The following is a 20286-nucleotide window of genomic DNA, read 5'->3' on the forward strand; positions in this document are numbered from 1 at the left end:
CGCCAGATGACGACGTCCAAGAACGACCGGATCTCCGCGCTGCCCGAGCACCTGCGGGAGAAGCTGCGCGCCCGGCTGGCGGGCAAGGCCGAGGTGCCGCGCGCGGACGTGATCCCCCCGGCGCCCCGGGACCGGCCGCTGCCGCTGTCCGCCGGGCAGCAGCGGCTGTGGTTCCTGGCGCAGTTCCAGCCCGACAGCACCGAGTACACCAGCGCGCTGGCGCTGCGCCTGACCGGGTCGCTCGACCTGCCCCGGCTGACCACCGCGCTGCGCGGCCTGGTCGCGCGGCACGAGTCGTTGCGCACCTCGTTCGACCAGGTGGACGGCAGGCCGGTGCAGGTCGTGCACGACGACGCGGAGCTGGAGGTCGTCGCCACGGACGACCTGCGCGCCGTGCTGGACGAGCCGTTCGACCTGCGACGGGGGCCGCTGTTCCGAGCGGCGCTCATGTCCGGGCCGGCCGACGTGCACGTGCTGCTGCTGACCTCGCACCACATCGTGGTGGACGGCTGGTCGCTCGGCGTGCTGGCCGACGAGCTGGGCGCGCTGTACCGGGGCGAGGAGCTGGCCCCGCTGCCGCTCCAGTACGCGGACTACGCCGTCTGGCAGCAGGACCGCCCGGTGGACGTGGGGTTCTGGCGCTCGGCGCTGGCCGGCGTCGCGCCGGTGGAGCTGCCCGCGGACCGGCCGCGACCGGCCGAGCGGACCTCGGCGGGCGCGTCGCACGAGTTCGCCGTGCCGGCCGACCTGGCGGCGGCGGTGCGCGACCTGGCGCGCCGCAACGACACCACGCTGTTCACCGCCCTGACGGCCGCCTGCCAGCTGCTGCTGGCCCGGTACGCGGGGCAGGACGACATCGCGGTGGGCACGGTGACCAGCGGTCGGGGCCGGCCCGAGCTGGCGAACGTGGTCGGCTTCTTCGTCGGCACCGTCGTACTCCGGTCCACTGTGGACATGTCGTGGTCGTTCACCGAGTTCCTGGGCCGGGTCGACCGGACCGCGCTGGACGCGTTCGCGCACGACGACGTGCCGTTCGACCGGGTGGTGGAGGCCGTGGGCGCGCCGCGCGACCCGAGCCGCACGCCGCTGTTCGACGTCATGGTGGTGCTCCAGAACGCCGGTCGCGCGCTGCCCGAGCTGCCCGGCCTGCGGGTCGAGGAGCACCCGCTGACCCGCGAGCACGCGAACTTCGACCTGAGCATCGACTTCACCGAGACCCCCGACGGGCTGCACGGCCTGGTGGAGTACAGCACCGAGCTGTTCGACGCCGCGACCGTGGACCGGATGGCGCGCCACCTGCTCGCCCTGCTGACCGGCGTCACCGCGCACCCCGACCGGCCGATGGCGGAGGTGTCGCTGCTGCTGGGCGACGAGCCCGACGGCCGCGGCCGGGCGCTGGACGTGCCGGAGCTGACCTACCCCGCGCTGTTCGAGGCCCAGGTCGCCCGCACGCCCGACGCGACCGCCCTGGTGTGCGGCGACGACCGGCTCACCTTCGCCGAGGTCGAGGGGCGCGCCAACCGGCTCGCCCACCACCTGCTGGCCGCGGGCGTGCGCCCGGAGCAGGTGGTCGCGCTGTCGCTGCCGCGCGGCGTGGACGCGGTGATCGGCATCCTCGGCGTGCTCAAGGCCGGCGCGGTGCACCTGCCGGTGGACCCGTCCCTGCCCGAGGCGCGGCGGCGGCACGTGCTGGAGGACTCCGGCGCGGTGCTGGTGCTGGACGCCCTGCCGGACACCGCCGACCTGCCCGCCACCCGGCCCGAGGTCGGGGTGCGGCCGGACAACGCCGCGTACGTGATCTACACGTCCGGGTCGACCGGCCTGCCCAAGGGCGTGGTGGTCGAGCACCGGCAGCTGGTCAACCTGCTGCACAACCACCGCGCCGACTTCGCCGGCGAGCACCTGCGCGTGGCCCTGTCGGCCGTGTTCTCCTTCGACACCTCGTGGGAGGGCCCGCTGCTCATGGCCGACGGCCACGAGCTGCACGTCCTGCCCGACGAGGTCAGGCTCGAACCGACCGCGCTGGTCGAGTACGTCCGCGCCCACCGCGTCGACTTCCTCGACCTCACCCCCTCCTACGTCCAGCAGCTCCTCCCGGCGGGCCTGCTCGACGGCGAGCACAGACCCCGCGTGCTGATGCTCGGCGGCGAGGCGCTGGGCACCGCGCTGTGGCAGGAGCTGGCGCGGACCCGGGGCACCACCGCCTACAACTTCTACGGCCCCACCGAGACGACCGTGGACGCGGTATCCACGCCCGTGGTGGGCGACCGCCCGGTGATCGGCCGGCCGCTGGCCAACCTGACCGCCCGCGTGCTGGACGAGGACCTGCGCCCGCTGCCCGTGGGCGTGCCCGGCGAGCTGTTCATCGCCGGGCCCCAGGTCGCGCGCGGCTACCTCAACCGACCCGGCCTGACCGCCGACCGGTTCCTCGCCGACCCGCACGGCGAGCCCGGCTCGCGGATGTACCGCACGGGCGACCGCGTCCGCTGGCTGGCCGACGGCACGCTGGAGTACCTGGGCCGCACCGACGACCAGGTCAAGATCCGCGGCTTCCGCATCGAGCCCGGCGAGGTCGAGGCCGCGATGCTCAGCCACCCGGACGTGCGCGAGGCGGCCGTCGTCGCCCGCACCGACCACGGCCACACCCGGCTGGTCGGCTACGTCGTGACGACCGGGCCGGTGAACCTGCGCGAGCACCTGCGCCGGTCGCTGCCCGAGTACCAGGTGCCGTCGGCGTTCGTGGAGCTGGACCGCATCCCGCTCACGCCCAACGGCAAGCTCGACAAGGCCGCCCTGCCCGCGCCGAAGGCGGTCGGCGACGGCGAGTTCGTCGCGCCCCGCACGCCCGTCGAGGCCGAGCTGGCCCGGATCTGGGCCGAGGTGCTGGGCGCGGAGCGGATCGGCGTCGAGGACAACTTCTTCGCGGTGGGCGGCGACTCGATCCTGTCCATCCAGCTGGTGTCCCGGGCGCGGCAGGCCGGTCTGCACCTGACCTCGCGGGACGTGTTCCGGCACCAGACCGTCGCGGAGCTGGCGCTGGTCGCGTCGGCGCCGGCCGAGGCGGAGCCGGCGCGCGTGTTCACCGGTCCCGCGCCGCTCACCCCGATCCAGCGGTGGTTCTTCGCCGAGCACGGCCCGCTGGACCACTTCACCATGTCGCTGCTGGTCGAGCTGGACCCGGCGGTGCAGGCCGAGGGCCTGCGGTCGGCGCTGCGGACCGTCGTCGCGCACCACGAGGCGCTGCGGCTGCGGTTCCGCGAGGTCGACGGCCGGTGGGTGCAGGAGGTCGCGGACGCCCAGGTCGACGTGTTCCGCGTCGGCCCGCACGCCGTGGTGGAGGCCGTGGCGCTCGGCGCGCAGCGGAGCCTCGACCTCGGTGACGGGCCGCTGCTGCGGGCGGTGCTGTTCCCCGGCGAGCGGCCGCAGCTGCTGCTGACCGTGCACCACCTGGCGATGGACGGCGTCTCCTGGCGCATCCTGCTCGACGACCTGGAGCGCGCCTACCGGGGCGCGTCGCCGGAGCCCGTGGGCACGCCGTTCACGCAGTGGGCGCACCGGCTGGACGAGCACGTCCGGTCCGGCGCGCTCGACGACGCCCGCGCGTACTGGGAGGCCGTGCCCGCGGCCCCGCCGCTGCCGCGCGACCACGACGGCGAGAACACCGCCGGGTCCGCGCGCACGGTGTCGGTGCGGCTGGACCGCGACACCACCGAGGCGCTGCTGACCGCGGTGCCGCCGGTGTACCGGACGCAGGTCAACGACGTGCTGCTGAGCGCGGTCGGCCGGGCGCTGGCCGAGTGGACCGGGCGCGACCGGGTCGCCGTCGCGCTGGAGGGCCACGGCCGCGAGGAGCTGCTCGACGGCGTGGACCTGTCCCGCACGGTCGGCTGGTTCACCACGCAGTTCCCGGTGGTGCTGCCCGTGCACGACGGGTGGGACCGCACGCTCAAGGCGGTCAAGGAAGCCCTGCGGGCCGTGCCGCACCGCGGCCTGAGCTACGAGGCCCTGGGCTACCGGGCGCTGCCCGAGGTGTCGTTCAACTACCACGGCCGCTTCGACGTGGCCGACGGCGGTTTCTACCGGGCGCGCGGCGGGTCGGTCGGCGAGGACGTGCCGACCACCGGGCGGCGCAGCCACCTGCTCGACGTGACCGGTTTGGTCGAGGACGGCGAGCTGGAGCTGACCTGGGAGTACTCCGAGCTGGTGCACGACGCGGCGACCGTGCGGCGGCTCGCCGACCGGGTCGTCGAGGCGCTGCGCGAGATCGTGGCGCACTGCGCCGAGCCCGGCGCGGGCGGGCGCACGCCGTCCGACTTCCCGCTGGCCCGCCTCACCCAGGACCAGGTGGACGCGCTGGCCGGGCCCGACGTCGAGGACGTCTACCCGCTGACCCCGCTCCAGGCGGGCATGGTGTTCCACAGCCTGGTCGAGCCCGGCGCGTACGTGGACCGCATGCGGATCGTGCTCGACGGCGTGACCGACCCGGCCGCGCTGCGCGAGGCGTGGCAGCGGGTCGTGGACCGCACGCCCGTGCTGCGCACCAGCGTGGTGTGGGAGGGCGTGGACGAGCCCGTGCAGGTGGTGCACCGCGACGTCGAGCTGGCCGTGGGCGGCGCCGACGAGCTGTCCGACCGGTTCGACCCGGCGGAGCTGGACCTCTCGACCGCGCCGTTGATGCGGGTGGGGATCACCCCGCTGGCCGAGGACCGCGTGGAGGTCGTGTGGGTCTCGCACCACGTCCTGCTGGACGGCTGGAGCACCGCCCAGGTGTTCGCCGAGGTGCTGGAGCACTACCGCGCGATCACCGGCGGTGACGCCCCCGCGCTGCCCCTGCGCAGGCCGTTCCGCGACTACCTGGGCTGGTTGGCCGAGCAGGACCCGGCCGAGGCCGAGTCGCACTGGCGGTCGCTGCTGTCCGGCGTGGAGGGCACGACGCCGCTGCCGTTCGACCGGGTGCCCGCCGAGGGGCACCACGACCGGCGCGACGCCGGTGCCCGCGACCGGACCGGCGTGGTCCGGCTGTCGCTGACCACCGCGGAGTCGACGGCGCTGCACGACACCGCGCGGCGCCACGGCCTGACCGTCAACACCGTGGTGCAGGGCCTGTGGGCGCTGCTGCTGTCCCGCCACTCGGGTGAGCGGGACGTCGTGTTCGGCAGCACGGTGTCCGGCAGGCCCGCCGAGCTGCCCGGCGTCGAGTCCATGATCGGCATGCTGATCAACACCGTGCCCACCAGGGTCGTCGTGGACGGCGACGCCCGCACGTCCGCCTGGCTGCGGGAGCTCCAGACCGCCCAGAGCGAGTCGCGGCGGTTCGACTTCGTGTCGCTGGCGCAGGTGCGGCAGTGGGCGGGCACGCGGCTGTTCGACAGCGCGGTGGTCTTCGAGAACTACCCGCTCAGCGAGGTCACCGAGGCCACCGGCGTGCGGGTGGGCGAGGTGACCGCCGAGGAGGGCGCCAACTTCGCCCTGACCCTCGTGGCGCACCTGACCGACCGCCTCGACGCCCGGCTGCTCTACGACCCCGCCCTGTTCGACGAGACCACCGCGCGCCGGCTCGCCACCCACCTCGGGGTGCTGCTGCGCGGGGTCGCCGAGGACGCCGACCGGCCGGTCCGGGCCCTGCCGATGGCCACCGGTGAGGAACTGCGCGCGGTCCTCGTCGACTGGAACGACACCGGCGCGGGCGGCCCGGTGACGAGCATCCCCGCCGCGTTCGCCGCGCGGGTCCGGAGCGCACCGCACGCCCCGGCGGTGGTGTGCGGGGACACGACCCTGGACTACGCCGAGCTGGACGCGCGGGCCAACCGGCTGGCGCACGCCCTGGTGCGGCTGGGCGTGCGCCCGGACGACCGGGTCGGCCTGCTCGCGAGCAGGTCGGTCGAGCTGGTCGTGGGCGTGCTCGCGGTCGCCAAGGCGGGTGGCGCCTGCGTGCCGCTGGACACCCGCGCGCCGCGCGACCGGCTCCGCCTGCTGCTGTCCGACACCTCGGCCTCGGTGCTGCTGGCGGACACCGGCTGGGCCGACGCGGCACGGGAGGTCCACGACGGGCCCGTGGTGCCGCTCGGCGGGACCCCGGACGAGCCGGACACCGACCCCGGCGTCGAGGTGCACCCGGAGAACCTCGCCTACGTCATGCACACGTCCGGCTCCACCGGCACGCCGAAGGGCGTGGCGGTGCGGCACCGCGACGTGGTCGGCCTGGCGTTCGACCGGGCCTTCGACCACGACCACGAGCGGGTCCTGCTGCACTCGCCGCAGGCGTTCGACGCCTCCACCTACGAGCTGTGGGTGCCGCTGCTGCGCGGCGGCGCGGTGGTGGTGGCCCCGCCCGGCGACCTCGACGCCGACGTGCTGCGCCGGGTCGTGGCCGACGGCGGTGTCACCTCCCTGTGGCTGACCGCCGGTCTGTTCCGCGCGGTGTCCCAGGAGGCGCCGGACTGCCTGGCGGGCCTGCGCCAGGTGTGGACCGGCGGTGACGTGGTGCCCGCCGCGGCGGTCCGGCGGGTGCTGGACGCCTGCCCGGGGATCACCGTGGTGGACGGCTACGGCCCCACCGAGACCACCACGTTCGCCTCCCGGCGGGTGCTCACCGCGGCCGGGCCGGTGCCGGAGCCGGTGCCGATCGGCACGCCGCTGGACGGCATGCGCGCCTACGTGCTCGACGAGGACCTGCGGCCCGTGCCGCCGGGCGTCGTCGGCGAGCTGTTCGTCGCGGGCACCGGCCTGGCCCGCGGCTACCTCGACCGGCCCGGGTTCACCGCGTCCCGGTTCGTCGCCGACCCGTTCGGCTCCCCGGCGGGCGGGCGCATGTACCGCACCGGCGACCTGGTGCGCTGGACCGCGCGGGGCGAGCTGGAGTTCGTCGGCCGCGCCGACGACCAGGTCAAGATCCGCGGCTTCCGCGTCGAGCTGGGCGAGGTCGAGGCGGTGCTGGCCGGGCACCCGGCGGTCGCCGAGGCCGTGGTGGTCCCCCGCCAGGACGAGCGGGGCGCCAAGCGGCTGGTCGCCTACGTCGTGCCGGCGACGGCGGGCGCCGGCGCGCCCGACGTGGCGGACCTGCGCGGGCTGGCGGGGCGCGAACTGCCCGACTACATGGTCCCGGCGGCGTTCGTGGTGCTCGACGAGCTGCCGCTGAGCCGCAACGGGAAGGTGGACCGCCGGGCGCTGCCCGACCACGAGCCGATCCGCGCGCGGGAGCACGTCGCGCCCCGCACCGACGCCGAGCGCGTCGTCGCCGGTGTCTGGGCCGACGTGCTCGGCGTGGACGGGGTCGGCGCGGAGGACGACTTCTTCACCCTCGGCGGCGACTCGATCCTCAGCATCCGCGTGACCTCCCGGTTGCGCGCCGCCTTCGGCGTGCAGCTGTCGCCGCGCGCCCTGTTCGAACACCCCACGGTTTCCGGGCTCGCCACCGCGATCTCCGGGACGACGGCGGTGGACGCCATCCCGGTGATCCCGCGCGGTGGCGTCCACCTCCAGTCCCCCGCCCAGCGGCGGCTGTGGTTCCTGGACCAGTTCGAGCCCGACAGCACCGAGTACCTCACCCCGATGGCGATGCGCCTGCACGGCCCGCTGGACGTCGACGCGCTGCGCCGCGCGCTGGACGGCCTGGTGGCCCGGCACGAGTCGCTGCGCACCACGTTCGACGACGGCGTGCAGGTCGTGCACGAGCCGCGCGGGGTGCCGCTGGACGTCGAGGGGGGCTCCTGGGAGGACGTGCTCCGCGAGGAGGTCGGCACCCCGTTCGACCTGCGGCGCGGCCCCCTGCTGCGGACGCGGCTGGTGCGCGTGTCGCCCGAGGAGCACGTGCTGGTGCTGACCCTGCACCACATCGTCACCGACGGCTGGTCCGGCGGCGTGCTGGCCCGCGACCTGGGCGCGCTGTACGCGGGCCGGGAACTGCCGCCGCTGCCCGTCCAGTACGTCGACTACGCGGCCTGGCACGAGGCGCCGCCGGTGGACTACTGGGCCGGGCGGCTGGCCGGGGTCCCGCCGCTGGAGCTGCCCACCGACCGGCCGCGACCGGCCGTCCGCAGCGGGGCGGGCGCGATGCACGCGTTCACCGTGCCCGCGCCGGTGGCCGAGGCGCTGCGGTCCCTGGCCGCGCGCCGCGGCGACACCCTGTTCACCGCGCTCGTGGCCGCCACGCAGGCGCTGCTGGCCCGCTACACCGGCCAGGACGACATCGCGGTCGGCACCGCGGTCTCCGGGCGCGGGCGGGCCGAGCTGGACGACGTGGTCGGCCTGTTCGTCAACACCGTCGTGCTGCGGTCCACCGTGGACCGGCGCCGGTCGTTCGACGAACTCCTGACCGGGGTGCGGGCCACCGTGCGCGACGGGTTCGCCCACCAGGACGTGCCGTTCGAGCGGGTGGTCGACGCCGTGCGGCCGGACCGCGACCCGAGCCGCAACGCCCTGTTCGACGCCATGGTGCTGCTCCAGAACACCGGCGGCGCGCTGCCCGAGCTGCCCGGCCTGCGGGCCGAGGAGGTGCCGCTGCCGCTGCTGACCGCGACGTGCGACCTGACGTTCGAGTTCGACGAGCACGACGGCGAGCTGCGCGGCGCGGTCGAGTACAGCACCGACCTGTTCGACGCCGACACGGTCGACCGGATGTCCCGGCACCTGCTGACCCTGCTGGCCGGGGTCACCGCCGAGCCGCACCGGCCCCTCACCGAGATCTCCCTGCTGCTCGGCGACGAGCCCGACGGCCGCGGTGGGCCGCTGGACGTCCCCGCCACCCCGTTCCCCGTGCTGTTCGAGGAGCAGGCGGCGCGCACCCCGGACGCCACCGCCCTGGTGTGCGGTCCGACCCGGCTCACCTTCGCCGAGGTGGACGCGCGGGCCAACCGGCTGGCGCACCACCTGGCCGCGCGGGGAGCCGGACCGGAGCGGGTGGTGGCGGTGTCGCTGCCGCGCTCCGCGGACTCCGTGGTGGCGATCCTGGCCGTGCACAAGGCGGGCGCGGTCTACCTGCCGGTCGACCGGGACCTGCCCCGCGACCGCGTCGACCACCTGCTGGGCGACGCCCGACCGGTGCTGGTGCTGGACACCTGGCCGGACCTCACCGGGCTGCCGGCCACCCGGCCGGACGTGGAGGTGCGCCCCGACCAGGCGGCGTACGTCATCTACACCTCCGGGTCGACCGGCCTGCCCAAGGGCGTGGTGGTCGAGCACCGGCAGCTGGCCAACCTGTTCCACAACAACAACGGCGCGTTCGGCGCGCACGGGCACCTGCGGGCCGCGCTGACCGCGGTGTTCTCGTTCGACACGTCCTGGGAAGGGCCGCTGCTCATGGCGGGCGGCCACGAGCTGCACGTCATCACCGACGACGTGCGGCTGGAGCCGGAGGCCCTGGTCGCCTACGTCCGCGAGCACCGGATCGACTTCCTCGACCTGACCCCGTCCTACGTCCAGCAGCTCATCCCCGCCGGGCTGCTCGCCGGCGAGCACGTGCCGGCGGTCCTGTCGCTCGGCGGCGAGGCGCTGCCGACCGCGCTGTGGCGCGAGCTGGCCGGGGCGCGCACGAACGCCTACAACTACTACGGCCCCACCGAGACCGCGGTCGACGCGGTGGCCACCCCGGTCACCGGCGACCGGGCGCTGATCGGCCGGCCGCTGCGCAACCTCGTCGCGCGCGTGCTGGACGAGGACCTGCGCCCGGTGCCGGTGGGCGTGCCCGGCGAGCTGTTCATCGCCGGGCCCCAGGTCGCGCGCGGCTACCTGAACCGACCCGGCCTGACCGCCGACCGGTTCCTCGCCGACCCGCACGGCGAGCCCGGCTCGCGGATGTACCGCACGGGCGACCGCGTCCGCTGGGTGCGCCCCGGCGGGGCCGGCGATCGGGCGGAGGCCGTGCTGGAGTACCTGGGCCGCAACGACGACCAGGTCAAGATCCGCGGCTTCCGCATCGAGCCGGCCGAGGTGGAGGCGGCGCTGCTGCACCACCCCGACGTCACCCAGGCCGCGGTGGTGGCGCACGAGCACAACGGCCACAAGCGGCTCGTCGCCTACACCACGGGCACCGCGACCGGCCTGGCCGGCTGGCTCAAGGACCGGCTGCCGGACTACCTGGTGCCGTCGGCGTTCGTGGCGCTGGACGCGCTGCCGACCTCGCCCAGCGGCAAGGTGGACCGGCGGGCGCTGCCCGCGCCGACGTTCACCGACGACGCCGGGTACGTGGCGCCGGAGCCGGGCGTGCCCGCGCGGCTCGCGGAGATCTGGGCCGAGGTGCTGGGGGTCGAGCGGGTCGGCGCGCGGGACAACTTCTTCGCGCTGGGCGGCGACTCGATCCTGAGCATGCAGGTGGTGTCCCGGGCGCGGCAGGCCGGGTTGAGGCTGACCTCCAAGGACATCTTCCTCCGGCAGACCGTCTCGGACCTGGCGCTCGCGGTCACCGACGACGCCGGCCGGACCCACGAGGTCGTCACCGGCCCCGTGCCGCTCACCCCGGTGCAGCGGTGGTTCTTCACCGAGCACGGCCCCCTGGCGCGGTTCACCATGTCGGTGGTCGTCGAGCTGGGCGACGTCGACCCGGACGCGGTGCGCGCCGCCGTGGGGGCGCTGGTCGCCCACCACGACGCGCTGCGCACCCGCTTCACCGCGGTGGACGGCGTGTGGCGGCAGCAGGTCGTCGAGGTCGAGACCGGCGAGGTGTTCCGGGTGGCGACGGACGACCTGGTGACCGAAGCCGAACGGGCGAAGACGAGCCTGGACCTGCGCACCGGCCCGCTGCTGCGCGCGGTGCTGTTCGACGACGGGCGGCTCTTCGTCACCGCGCACCACCTGGTGGTGGACTCCGTCTCGTGGCGCATCCTGCTGTCGGACCTGGAGACCCTGCTCGCCGGCGGTCGGTTGGCCCCGCGCACCACGGCGTTCGCCGAGTGGGCGCGCCGCCTCGACGAGCACGTGCGCGCCGGCCGTTTCGACGACGCCCTGCCGCACTGGGCGGCCGTCCCGACCGAGGAGCCGGTGCCCACGAGGGCGGACACCGCGCGCACCGTGTCGGTGCGGCTGGGCCGGGCGGAGACCGGTGCGCTGTTGACCGCCGTGCCCGAGGCGTACCGCACGCAGGTCAACGACCTGCTGCTGACCGCGCTGGCGTCGGCGTTCGGCGGTCGCGCGCTCGTGGCGCTGGAGGGCCACGGCCGCGAGGAGCTGTTCGACGGCGTGGACCTGTCCCGCACGGTGGGCTGGTTCACCGCGCAGTTCCCGGTGGCGCTGACCCTTCCCGTCGGTGCTCCGACCTCCTCCGGCCCGGACACCGTCGACTGGGCCTCCGTCGACTGGGGCACGGCGCTCAAGTCGGTCAAGGAGCAGCTGCGGGCGGTACCGGACAAGGGGCTGAGCTACGAGGCCCTGCGGTACGACGACCGCGGTCTGACCGGCGCGCTGCCGCGCGTGTGCTTCAACTACCTGGGCCAGTGGGACGGCGAGATCGCCGACGCCGAGCACGGCCGGGAGTGGCCCGCCGACCTGGTCCGCTCCCACCTGCTCGACATCACCGCCGCGGTGTCCGCGGGTGAACTGGTGGTGGAGTGGGACTACTCCACCGAAGCGCACGACGAAGCCGGCGTGCGCGCCCTGGCCGGCCGCATGCTCGACGCGCTGCGCGCCATCGCGGAGTTCTGCGCCCGACCGGGCGCGTGGGGCCGCACCCCGTCGGACTTCCCCCTGGCGCGGCTGACCCAGGACCAGGTCGACCGGATCGTCGACCAGGACGTGGAGGACGTCTACCCGCTCACCCCGCTCCAGGCCGGCATGCTCTTCCACGACCTCGTGGACGAGGGCACGGCGTACTTCAACCAGACGCGCGTGCGGCTGACCGGGGTGACCGACCCGCACCGGCTGGGCGAGGCGTGGCAGCGGGTGGTGGACCGCACCCCCGTGCTGCGGTCCGGTGTCGTCTGGGAAGGACTGGACGAGCCGGTGCAGGTCGTGCGGCGCGGCGTGCGGGTGCCGATCACCTACGCGGACGTGACGGACGAACTGGTCGCCGCCGATGCCGCGGCCGGTGTGGACCTGTCGGCGCCGACGTTGATGCGGCTGGTGATCGGGCGCGCGTCCGACACCGAGGTCGACCTGCTGTGGAGCTCCCACCACCTGGTCCTGGACGGCTGGAGCACCCCCCAGGTGTTCGGCGACGTGCTGGCCGAGTACGCGGGCGCCGAGCCCACCGCGCGCCGACCGTTCCGCGACTACCTGGCGTGGCTGGGTGAGCAGGACCAGACCGCCGCCGAGGAGCACTGGCGGCGCGTGCTGGCGGGTGTCGAGGCGCGCACGCCGCTGCCGTTCGACCGCGCGTCCGAGGAGGCGCACCGCGCCGAGTCGTCCGCCCGGGTGGTGCTGGACCTGCCCTCGGACCGGTTGGACGCGGTGGCGCGCGGGCACGGCCTGACGGTCAACACCCTGGTGCAGGGCGCGTGGGCGTTGACGCTGGCGCGCACCGCCGGGCAGCGGGACGTGGTGTTCGGCAGCACGGTGTCCGGCCGCCCGGCCGAACTGCCCGGCGTCGAGTCGATCGTGGGCATGTTCATCAACACGGTGCCCACGCGCGTGGTGGTGGAGCCCGACGCGGTCGCGGTGGACTGGTTGCGCCGCCTCCAGGAGGAGCAGACCGAGTCCCGCCGGTTCGACTTCGTCTCGCTGGCGCAGGTGCAGCAGTGGGCGGGCACGCGGCTGTTCGACAGCCTGCTCGCGTTCGAGAACTACCCGGTGGACTCCGACGTGCCGGACGGCTCGCCCGAGGTGCACCCGGTCGAGGCACTCGACACCACCACCTACCCGCTGACGGTGCGGGCGTACGCGGACGACTCGCTGCACGTGGAGCTGACCTACGACCCGCGGCTGTTCGACGAGGGCACCATCACCTCCCTCGGCGAGCGGTTGACCAGGGTGCTCGACGCGCTCGGCACGGACCCCCGGCAGCGCGTGCGCGAACTGCCGTGGCTGTCGCAGGACGAGGTGCGGCAGGTGCTGTTCGACTGGAACGGCACCATGGTCAGCGAGCCGGGCGCGACGATCCCCGGGTTGTTCGCCGCGCAGGCCGCCCGCACGCCCGAGGCGGTGGCGGTGACCTGCGAGGGCGCCGCGCTGACCTACCGCGAGCTGGACGAGCGGTCCAACCGGCTGGCGCACCACCTGGTGTCGCTGGGCGCGGCGCCGGAGCAGATGGTGGCGCTGCTGTTCCCCCGCTCCCTCGACCTCGTCGTCGCCGTGCTGGGCGTGCTCAAGTCCGGCGCCGCCTACCTGCCGCTCGACCCCGTCTACCCGCCCGAGCGGATCACCGCCACGATCGCCGACGCCCAGCCCGTGGCCACCCTGTCCGAGCTGCCCGACCTCACCGCCTATCCGGCCACCGCGCCGGAGGTCCCGCTGCGCCCGGACAACGCCGCCTACGTCATCTACACCTCCGGCTCGACCGGACGGCCCAAGGGCGTGGTGATCCCGCACGGCAACGTGGTACGCCTGTTCTCCGCCACCGACCACTGGTTCGGCCTCGGACCCGACGACGTCGTCAGCCTCTTCCACAGCTACGCCTTCGACGTCTCCGTCTTCGAACTGTGGGCCGCGCTGCTGCACGGCGGCCGGCTCGTCGTGGTGCCGCACGCCGTGTCGCGGTCGCCACGCGACTTCGCCAAGCTGCTCGCCGACGAGGGCGTCACCATCCTCAGCCAGACACCTTCGGCGTTCTACCAGCTCATCCCGGAGGAGACAGCGGGGTTGCGGCTCCGCTGCACCATCTTCGCCGGCGAGGCGCTCGACGTGCACAAGCTGGAGGGCTGGGACGGCCCCGGCGCGCTGATCAACATGTACGGCATCACCGAAACCACCGTCCACGTCACCTACACCGAAGCCGACGGCAGCATCGGCGTGGCGATGCCCGACCTGCGCATCTACGTCCTCGACGAAGACCTCAACCCCGTCCCGCCCAACGTGCCCGGCGAGATGTACGTCGCCGGCCCCGGCCTGGCCAGGGGCTACTTCCGACGCCCCGGCCTCACCGCGTCCCGCTTCGTCGCGAACCCGTTCGGCGCACCCGGCACCCGCATGTACCGCAGCGGCGACCTCGCCCGATGGGGCGACGGCGTCCTGCACTACCTCGGCCGAGCGGACCAACAGGTCAAGATCCGCGGCTTCCGCATCGAACTCGGCGAGATCGACGCCGTGCTGACCTCGCACCCCGCCGTGGCGCGGGTCGCGGTGGTCGTGCGGGAGGACCGGCTGGTCGCCTACTACGTGCCCGTCGAGGGCGCCGAGGTCGACGCCGCCGTCCTGCGGGGCCACGCGGCGCGGTCGCTGCCCGACTACATGGTGCCCGCCGCGTACGTGTCGCTGGAGGAGTTGCCGCTCAACAACAACGGCAAGCTGGACAGGGCCGCGCTGCCCGCGCCCGAGCGGGACGCCTCGGTGGCCGGCGGGTACGTCGCTCCGCGCACCGAGGCCGAGCGGCGGGTCGCGGACGTGTGGGCCGAGGTGCTGGGGCTCGACGCGGTGGGCGCGGAGGACAACTTCTTCGCCCTCGGCGGCGATTCCATCTCCAGCATCCGCGTGGTGTCGCGGCTGCGGTCGGCGTTCGACCTGTCACCGCGCGACCTGTTCGACCACCCGACGGTGGCCGCGCTCGCCGGCCGGCTGACCGCGCCGACCGGCACGGCCATCGGGCGGGCGGCGGGCGAGGTGCCGTTGTCCTTCGCGCAGCAGCGGCTGTGGTTCCTCGACCAGTTCGCGCCGGGCGGCACGGAGTACGCGACGCCGCTGGCGGTGCGGCTGCGGGGCGAGCTGGACGTGCCGAGGCTGGCGCGGGCGCTGACCGCGCTGGTCGAGCGGCACGAGGAGCTGCGCACGACGTTCCCGGCGGTGGACGGGCTGCCGGTGCGCGAGGTGCATCCGGCCGCGCCGGTCGAGCTGCCGGTGCTGGACGCGATGCCCGCGGTGGAGCCGTTCGACCTGGCGGCCGGCCCGCTGTTCCGGCCGGTGGTGGTGCGGCACGCGCCGGACGACCACGTGCTGGCGCTGACGATGCACCACATCGTGACCGACGGCTGGTCGGCGGGCGTGATGGTGTCCGACCTGGCGGCGCTCTACGCCGGTGAGGACCTGCCGCCGCTGCCCATCCGGTACGCCGACTTCGCCGCCTGGCAGCGCGAGCAGCCGCTGGACGCGCAGCTCGACTTCTGGCGGGACGAGCTGGCCGGGGTGCCCGCGCTGGAGCTGCCCACCGACCGGCCCCGGCCGCCGGTGCAGACGACGGCCGGCGCCCGGCTGGAGTTCGCGGTGCCCGCCGACGTGGCCCGGCGGTTGCGCGAGGTGGGCCGGTCGGCCGACGGGACGCTGTTCACGGCGCTCGTCGCGGCCTGCCAGGTGCTGTTCCACCGGTGGTCCGGGCAGGACGACTTCGCGATCGGCACGGTGGCCTCCGGCCGGGAGCGGCCGGAGACGCAGGACCTGGTCGGGTTCTTCGTCAACACCCTGGCGCTGCGGGCGCGGATCGACCCGGCGGAGGGCTTCCGCGACCTGCTGGTCCGCACCCTGCGGACCTCGCTGGACGCGTTCGAGCACCAGGACGTGCCCTTCGAGCGGGTGGTGGACGCGGTGCAGCCCGACCGGGACACCAGCCGCACGCCGCTGTTCCAGGCGGTGGTGGCGTTGCAGAACGCGCCGCGGGCGCAGGGCTTCGCCGACCTGGTCGCCGAGGACGTGGCCCAGGAGGTGACCAGCACCGGGTTCGACGTGACGGTGGAGTTCAGCGAGCTGCCCGACGGCGGGTTGGACGGGTCGGTCGAGTACAACACCGACCTGTTCGACCGGGGCACGGCGGCCCGCTTGGCCGAGCACCTGACCGTGCTGCTGGCCGGGATCGCCGAGGACGCGGACCGCCCGGTGTGGGCGCTGCCCGTGCTGCCCGACGCCGAGCGCGCGCTGCTCGACGCGTGGGGCGACGGCGGGCCCGCCCTGGACGGGCCGGGGCTGGTGGAGCTGGTCGAGGCGCAGGTGGCCCGGACGCCGGACGCCCTGGCGCTGACCGGCGCGGCGGACGTGACGTTCGCCGAGCTGAACGCGCGGGCCAACCGGCTGGCGCACCACCTGATCGGCCTGGGTGCCGGTCCGGAGCAGGTCGTCGCGCTGCGGATGCCGCGCTCGGTGGACCTGCTGGTGGCCGAGCTGGCGGTGCTCAAGTCCGGCGCCGCGTTCCTGCCGGTCGACCCGGACTACCCGGCGGAGCGGATCGCGTTCATGCTCGACGACGCCCGCCCGCTGGTGGTGCTGGACGGCCCGGTCGAGGTGACCGGACCGGACACGGACCCCGGTGTGGCGGTGCGGCCGGAGCACCCGGCGTACGTGATCTACACGTCCGGCTCGACCGGGCGGCCGAAGGGCGTCGTGGTGTCGCACGCGGGGCTGGCGACGTTCTCGGCGGCCGAGGTGGCGCACTTCGACGTGCGGCCGGGCGACCGGGTGCTGGAGTTCTCCTCCCCCAGCTTCGACGCCTCCGTGCTGGAGCTGTGCATGGCGTGGCCCGCGGGCGCGGCGATGGTCGTGCCGCCGCCCGGTCCGCTGCTGGGCGACCAGCTGGCGGACGTGGTGAACGGGTTCGGCGTGACGCACGCGCTGATCCCGCCGGTCGCGCTGGCCACCGTGCCGGACGTGGAGCTGCCGTCGTTCCGCACGGTCGTCGTGGGCGGCGACGCCAGCTCGGCCGAGCTGGTGCGCCGCTGGGCGCCCGGCCGCCGGTTGATCAACGCCTACGGGCCGACCGAGTCGACCGTGGTCACGTCGTGGAGCGGGCCGCTGGAGCCCGGTGACGACGCGCCGCCGATCGGGCGGCCGATCCCCGGCACGCGGGTGCGCGTCCTGGACGGCGCGCTGCAACCGGTGCCGGTCGGCGTGGCCGGTGAGCTGTACGTGTCCGGCGTCGGCCTGGCGCGCGGCTACCTGGACCGGCCGGGGCTGACGGCGGAGCGGTTCGTCGCCGACCCGTTCGGCGCGCCCGGATCGCGCATGTACCGCACGGGCGACGTGGTGCGCTGGAACGCCGACGGCGAGCTGGAGTACCTGGGCCGCGCCGACGAGCAGGTCAAGATCCGCGGGTTCCGGGTGGAGCTGGGCGAGATCGGCACGGCCCTGCTGCGGCACCCGGACGTCCGCGAGGCGGTCGTGGTGGCGCGGGCCGACGCGGGCGGTCACAAGCGGCTCGTGGCCTACGTGGTGGGCCGGGTGGAGGGGTTGCGGGAGTTCCTGGGCGAGTCGCTGCCCGACTACCTCGTGCCGTCGGCGTTCGTGCCGCTGGACGCGCTGCCGATGAGCGCGAACGGCAAGGTGGACCGGGCGAAGCTGCCCGAGCCGGACTTCGGGGCGGCCGTCGGCGTCGGGTACGTCGCGCCGACCGGTCCCGTCGAGGAGGCGCTGACGCGGGTGTGGGCGGACGTGCTGGGCGTGCCGAAGGTGGGCGTGGAGGACAACTTCTTCTCCCTGGGCGGCGACTCGATCCTGAGCATGCAGGTCGTGGCGCGGTCCCGGCAGGCCGGCTACCGGTTCGCCACCCGCGACCTGTTCGTGCACCAGACGGTGGCCTCGCTCGCGCCGCACGTGGAGGTGGAGGTCGCCTCCGACGCGGACCGCGCGCCGGTCGTCGGCGACGTGCCGCTGACGCCCATCCAGCACTGGTTCCTGCACTCGGGGCGGCGCAGCCCGCACCACTTCAACCAGTCGCACCTGGTGGAGCTGGACCCGGCGGTCGACGTGGAGGCGCTGCGCCGGGCGCTGCGGGTGCTCGTGGCGCACCACGACGCGCTGCGGCTGCGGTTCACCGTCGTGGACGGCGTGTGGCGGCAGCGCAACGAGGACCTGTCCGCGGTGACCGACGTGCTCACCGTCGTGGCGGGCGACGACCGGGCGGAGGAGGTCGCGGACGAGGTCCACGCCTCGTTCGACCTGGCGGCCGGTCCGCTGTTCCGGGCCGTGCTGTTCACCGGCGACCGGCCGCGGCTGCTGCTGGTCGCGCACCACCTGGTGGTGGACGGCGTGTCGTGGCGGGTGCTGCTGGACGACCTGGGGACCGCCTACGCGGGGGGCGACCTGGGCGCGAAGACCACGTCGTACCAGGAGTGGGCGCGACGGCTGGAGGCCCACGTCCTCGACGGCGGGCTGGACGGCGAGGTCGAGCACTGGAGCACGCCGTTCCCGGCCTCCCCGCCGCCCGCGGGCGGCACCGACTCGCTCAGCGTGGAGCTGTCCGAGGAGGACACCGACGCCCTGCTGCGCGGCGCGCCGGTCGCCTACCGGACCCGGATCAACGACGTGCTGCTCGCGGCGCTGACGCACGCGCTGGCCCGGTGGACGGGTTCGTCGCGGGTCGTGGTCGACATGGAGGGCCACGGGCGCGAGGACGTGCTCGACGTGGACCTGTCGCGCACGGTCGGCTGGTTCACCACGGTGTTCCCGGTGGCGCTGGACCTGCCGGACGGCAGCTGGCGCGACCGCGTGAAGGCGGTGCGGCGGCAGCTGCGGTCGGTGCCGGGCAACGGTCTGGGCTACGGCGCGCTGCGCCGGCACGGCCGGGTGCCGGACGCCGGGCGGCCCGCGGTGTCGTTCAACTACCTCGGGCAGTTCGACGGCGGGTCGGACGACGCGACCGGGCTGTACCGGTCGGTGCTGCCGTCGATCGGCCAGGAGCACGACCCGGCGGACGTCGGCGAGCACCTGGTGGACGTGGTCGGCGAGGCCGGGCGCACGCTGGGCTTCACCTTCTACTACCACCCGGAGGTGCACCCGGCGGAGGAGATCGGGGCGGTCGTGGCCGACTTCGCCGAGGCGCTGCGGGCCATCGCGGCGGACTGCCGGGGTGCGCTGTGACGACGTCGTTGGCGCGCAACCGGAACTTCACCCTGCTGTGGGGCGGTCAGGCGCTGGCCGAGGTCGGGTTCAGCGCCTCGATGATCGCGTTCCCCCTGCTGGTGCTCGCGGTCACCGGGTCGCCCGCCATGTCCGGCCTGGTCCTGGCCTCGGACGCCGCCGCGCAGCTCGTGGCCGGGCTGCCGGCGGGCGCGCTGGCGGACCGCTGGGACCGGCGGAGGATCATGCTGTGCTGCGAGGCGGCACGGGTGTTGGCGCTCGGCGGGCTCGTGGCGAGCGTGTGGACGGGCACGGTCACGGTGGCGCACATGGTCGCCGTGGCCGTGGTGCTCGGCGTGTGCCGGGCGCTGTTCGAACCCGCCGAGGACGCCAGCCTGACGCGGCTGGTGCCGGAGTCGCAGCTCGGGACCGCGATCGCGCTCAACACGGCGCGGTCCTCGCTCGGCCAGATGTCCGGCACCGCCCTGGGCGGCCTGCTGTTCGCGGTCACGCGGTGGCTGCCGTTCCTGGTGGACATGGTGACGCACGTGGTGGCGTTCGTGGCGCTGCTGTTCATGCGGGTGCCGCCGAGCGAGCGGGTCGCGGCGCGGCCGCACATGGTGCGGGAGATCGGTGAGGGCCTGCGGTGGGTGTGGTCGCGCGCCGAGATCCGGGTGACGGCGCTGTGCGCGGTGGTGCTGAACCTGTTCTTCACCGCGTTCTACCTGGTGGTGATCGTCCTGGTGCAGCGCGGTGGCGCGTCGTCGGCCGCGATCGGGGTGATGGCCGCGATGCTCGGCGTCGGGGGCGTGCTGGGCGCGCTGGCCGCGCCGTGGCTGCACCGGGCGCTCGGGCCGTTCCGGTCGATCGCCTCGGTGTTCTGGGTGCTGGCCCTGCTCACCCCGGTCGCCCTGCTGGTCGACTCGCCCTTCCTGCTGGGCGGCCTGTTCGCCCTGATGACGTTCCTGGCGCCCACCGCCAACACGACGATCGGCACGCACCAGCTGCTGCTCACCCCGGACGCGCTGCGCGGCCGGCTGAGCGGCGTGATGGCGGTCGTCATCGGGTTGGCGGGGACGCTGGGTCCCCTGGTCGGCGGCCTGCTGACCGAAGTCCTGTCCGCGCGCACCGCGGTCGCGGTGTGCGCGGTGGGCATCCTGTTGATCACCGTGGTCGTCACGGTCAACCCGACCCTGCGCGGGTACGGAGCGGTTCCAGTCACTGAGGAGAAGGACGCATGAGGGACGACATCAGCTACCAGGTGCTCGTGAACGACGAGGGCCAGTACTCGCTGTGGCCCGCGCACCACGACGTGCCCGCCGGGTGGCGCTTCGAGGGCAAGAAGGGCACCAAGGACGAGTGCTCGGCGCACGTCGACGAGGTGTGGACGGACATGCGCCCGGCCTCGCTGCGCGCCGCGATGGGCTGACCCGACCGGGACTGGTCCTC

Annotated in this window: 3 protein-coding genes; all 3 read left to right on the forward strand. The window is 74.8% G+C overall.

The window, feature by feature from the left end:
- Positions 1-6: 6 nt before the first annotated feature.
- The 3 genes from ACR807_RS15830 to ACR807_RS15840 are packed head-to-tail and all read left to right on the forward strand — an operon-like array spanning position 7 to position 20266.
- Positions 7-18858: a non-ribosomal peptide synthase/polyketide synthase gene (locus ACR807_RS15830; RefSeq protein ID WP_438922075.1), complete on the forward strand. Its 18852-nt coding sequence runs from the start codon at positions 7-9 to the stop codon at positions 18856-18858.
- Positions 18855-20078, forward strand: a complete 1224-nt coding sequence (locus ACR807_RS15835; RefSeq protein ID WP_438922076.1) for an MFS transporter — start codon at positions 18855-18857, stop codon at positions 20076-20078. Before ACR807_RS15830 ends, ACR807_RS15835 begins: the two co-directional genes overlap by 4 nt.
- Positions 20075-20266 (forward strand): MbtH family protein, encoded by a 192-nt coding sequence (locus ACR807_RS15840; protein WP_438922077.1) that lies wholly within the window; start codon positions 20075-20077, stop codon positions 20264-20266. Before ACR807_RS15835 ends, ACR807_RS15840 begins: the two co-directional genes overlap by 4 nt.
- Positions 20267-20286 lie beyond the last annotated feature (20 nt).

This window comes from Saccharothrix sabaoui (assembly GCF_051756985.1).
GTDB lineage: Bacteria > Actinomycetota > Actinomycetes > Mycobacteriales > Pseudonocardiaceae > Actinosynnema.

What these genes read in the sequence shown, in the direction of transcription:
- ACR807_RS15830 (WP_438922075.1), top strand. Translation starts at nt 7, where the DNA reads ATGACGACGTCCAAGAACGACCGGATCTCCGCGCTGCCCGAGCACCTG.
- ACR807_RS15840 (WP_438922077.1), top strand. Translation starts at nt 20,075, where the DNA reads ATGAGGGACGACATCAGCTACCAGGTGCTCGTGAACGACGAGGGCCAG.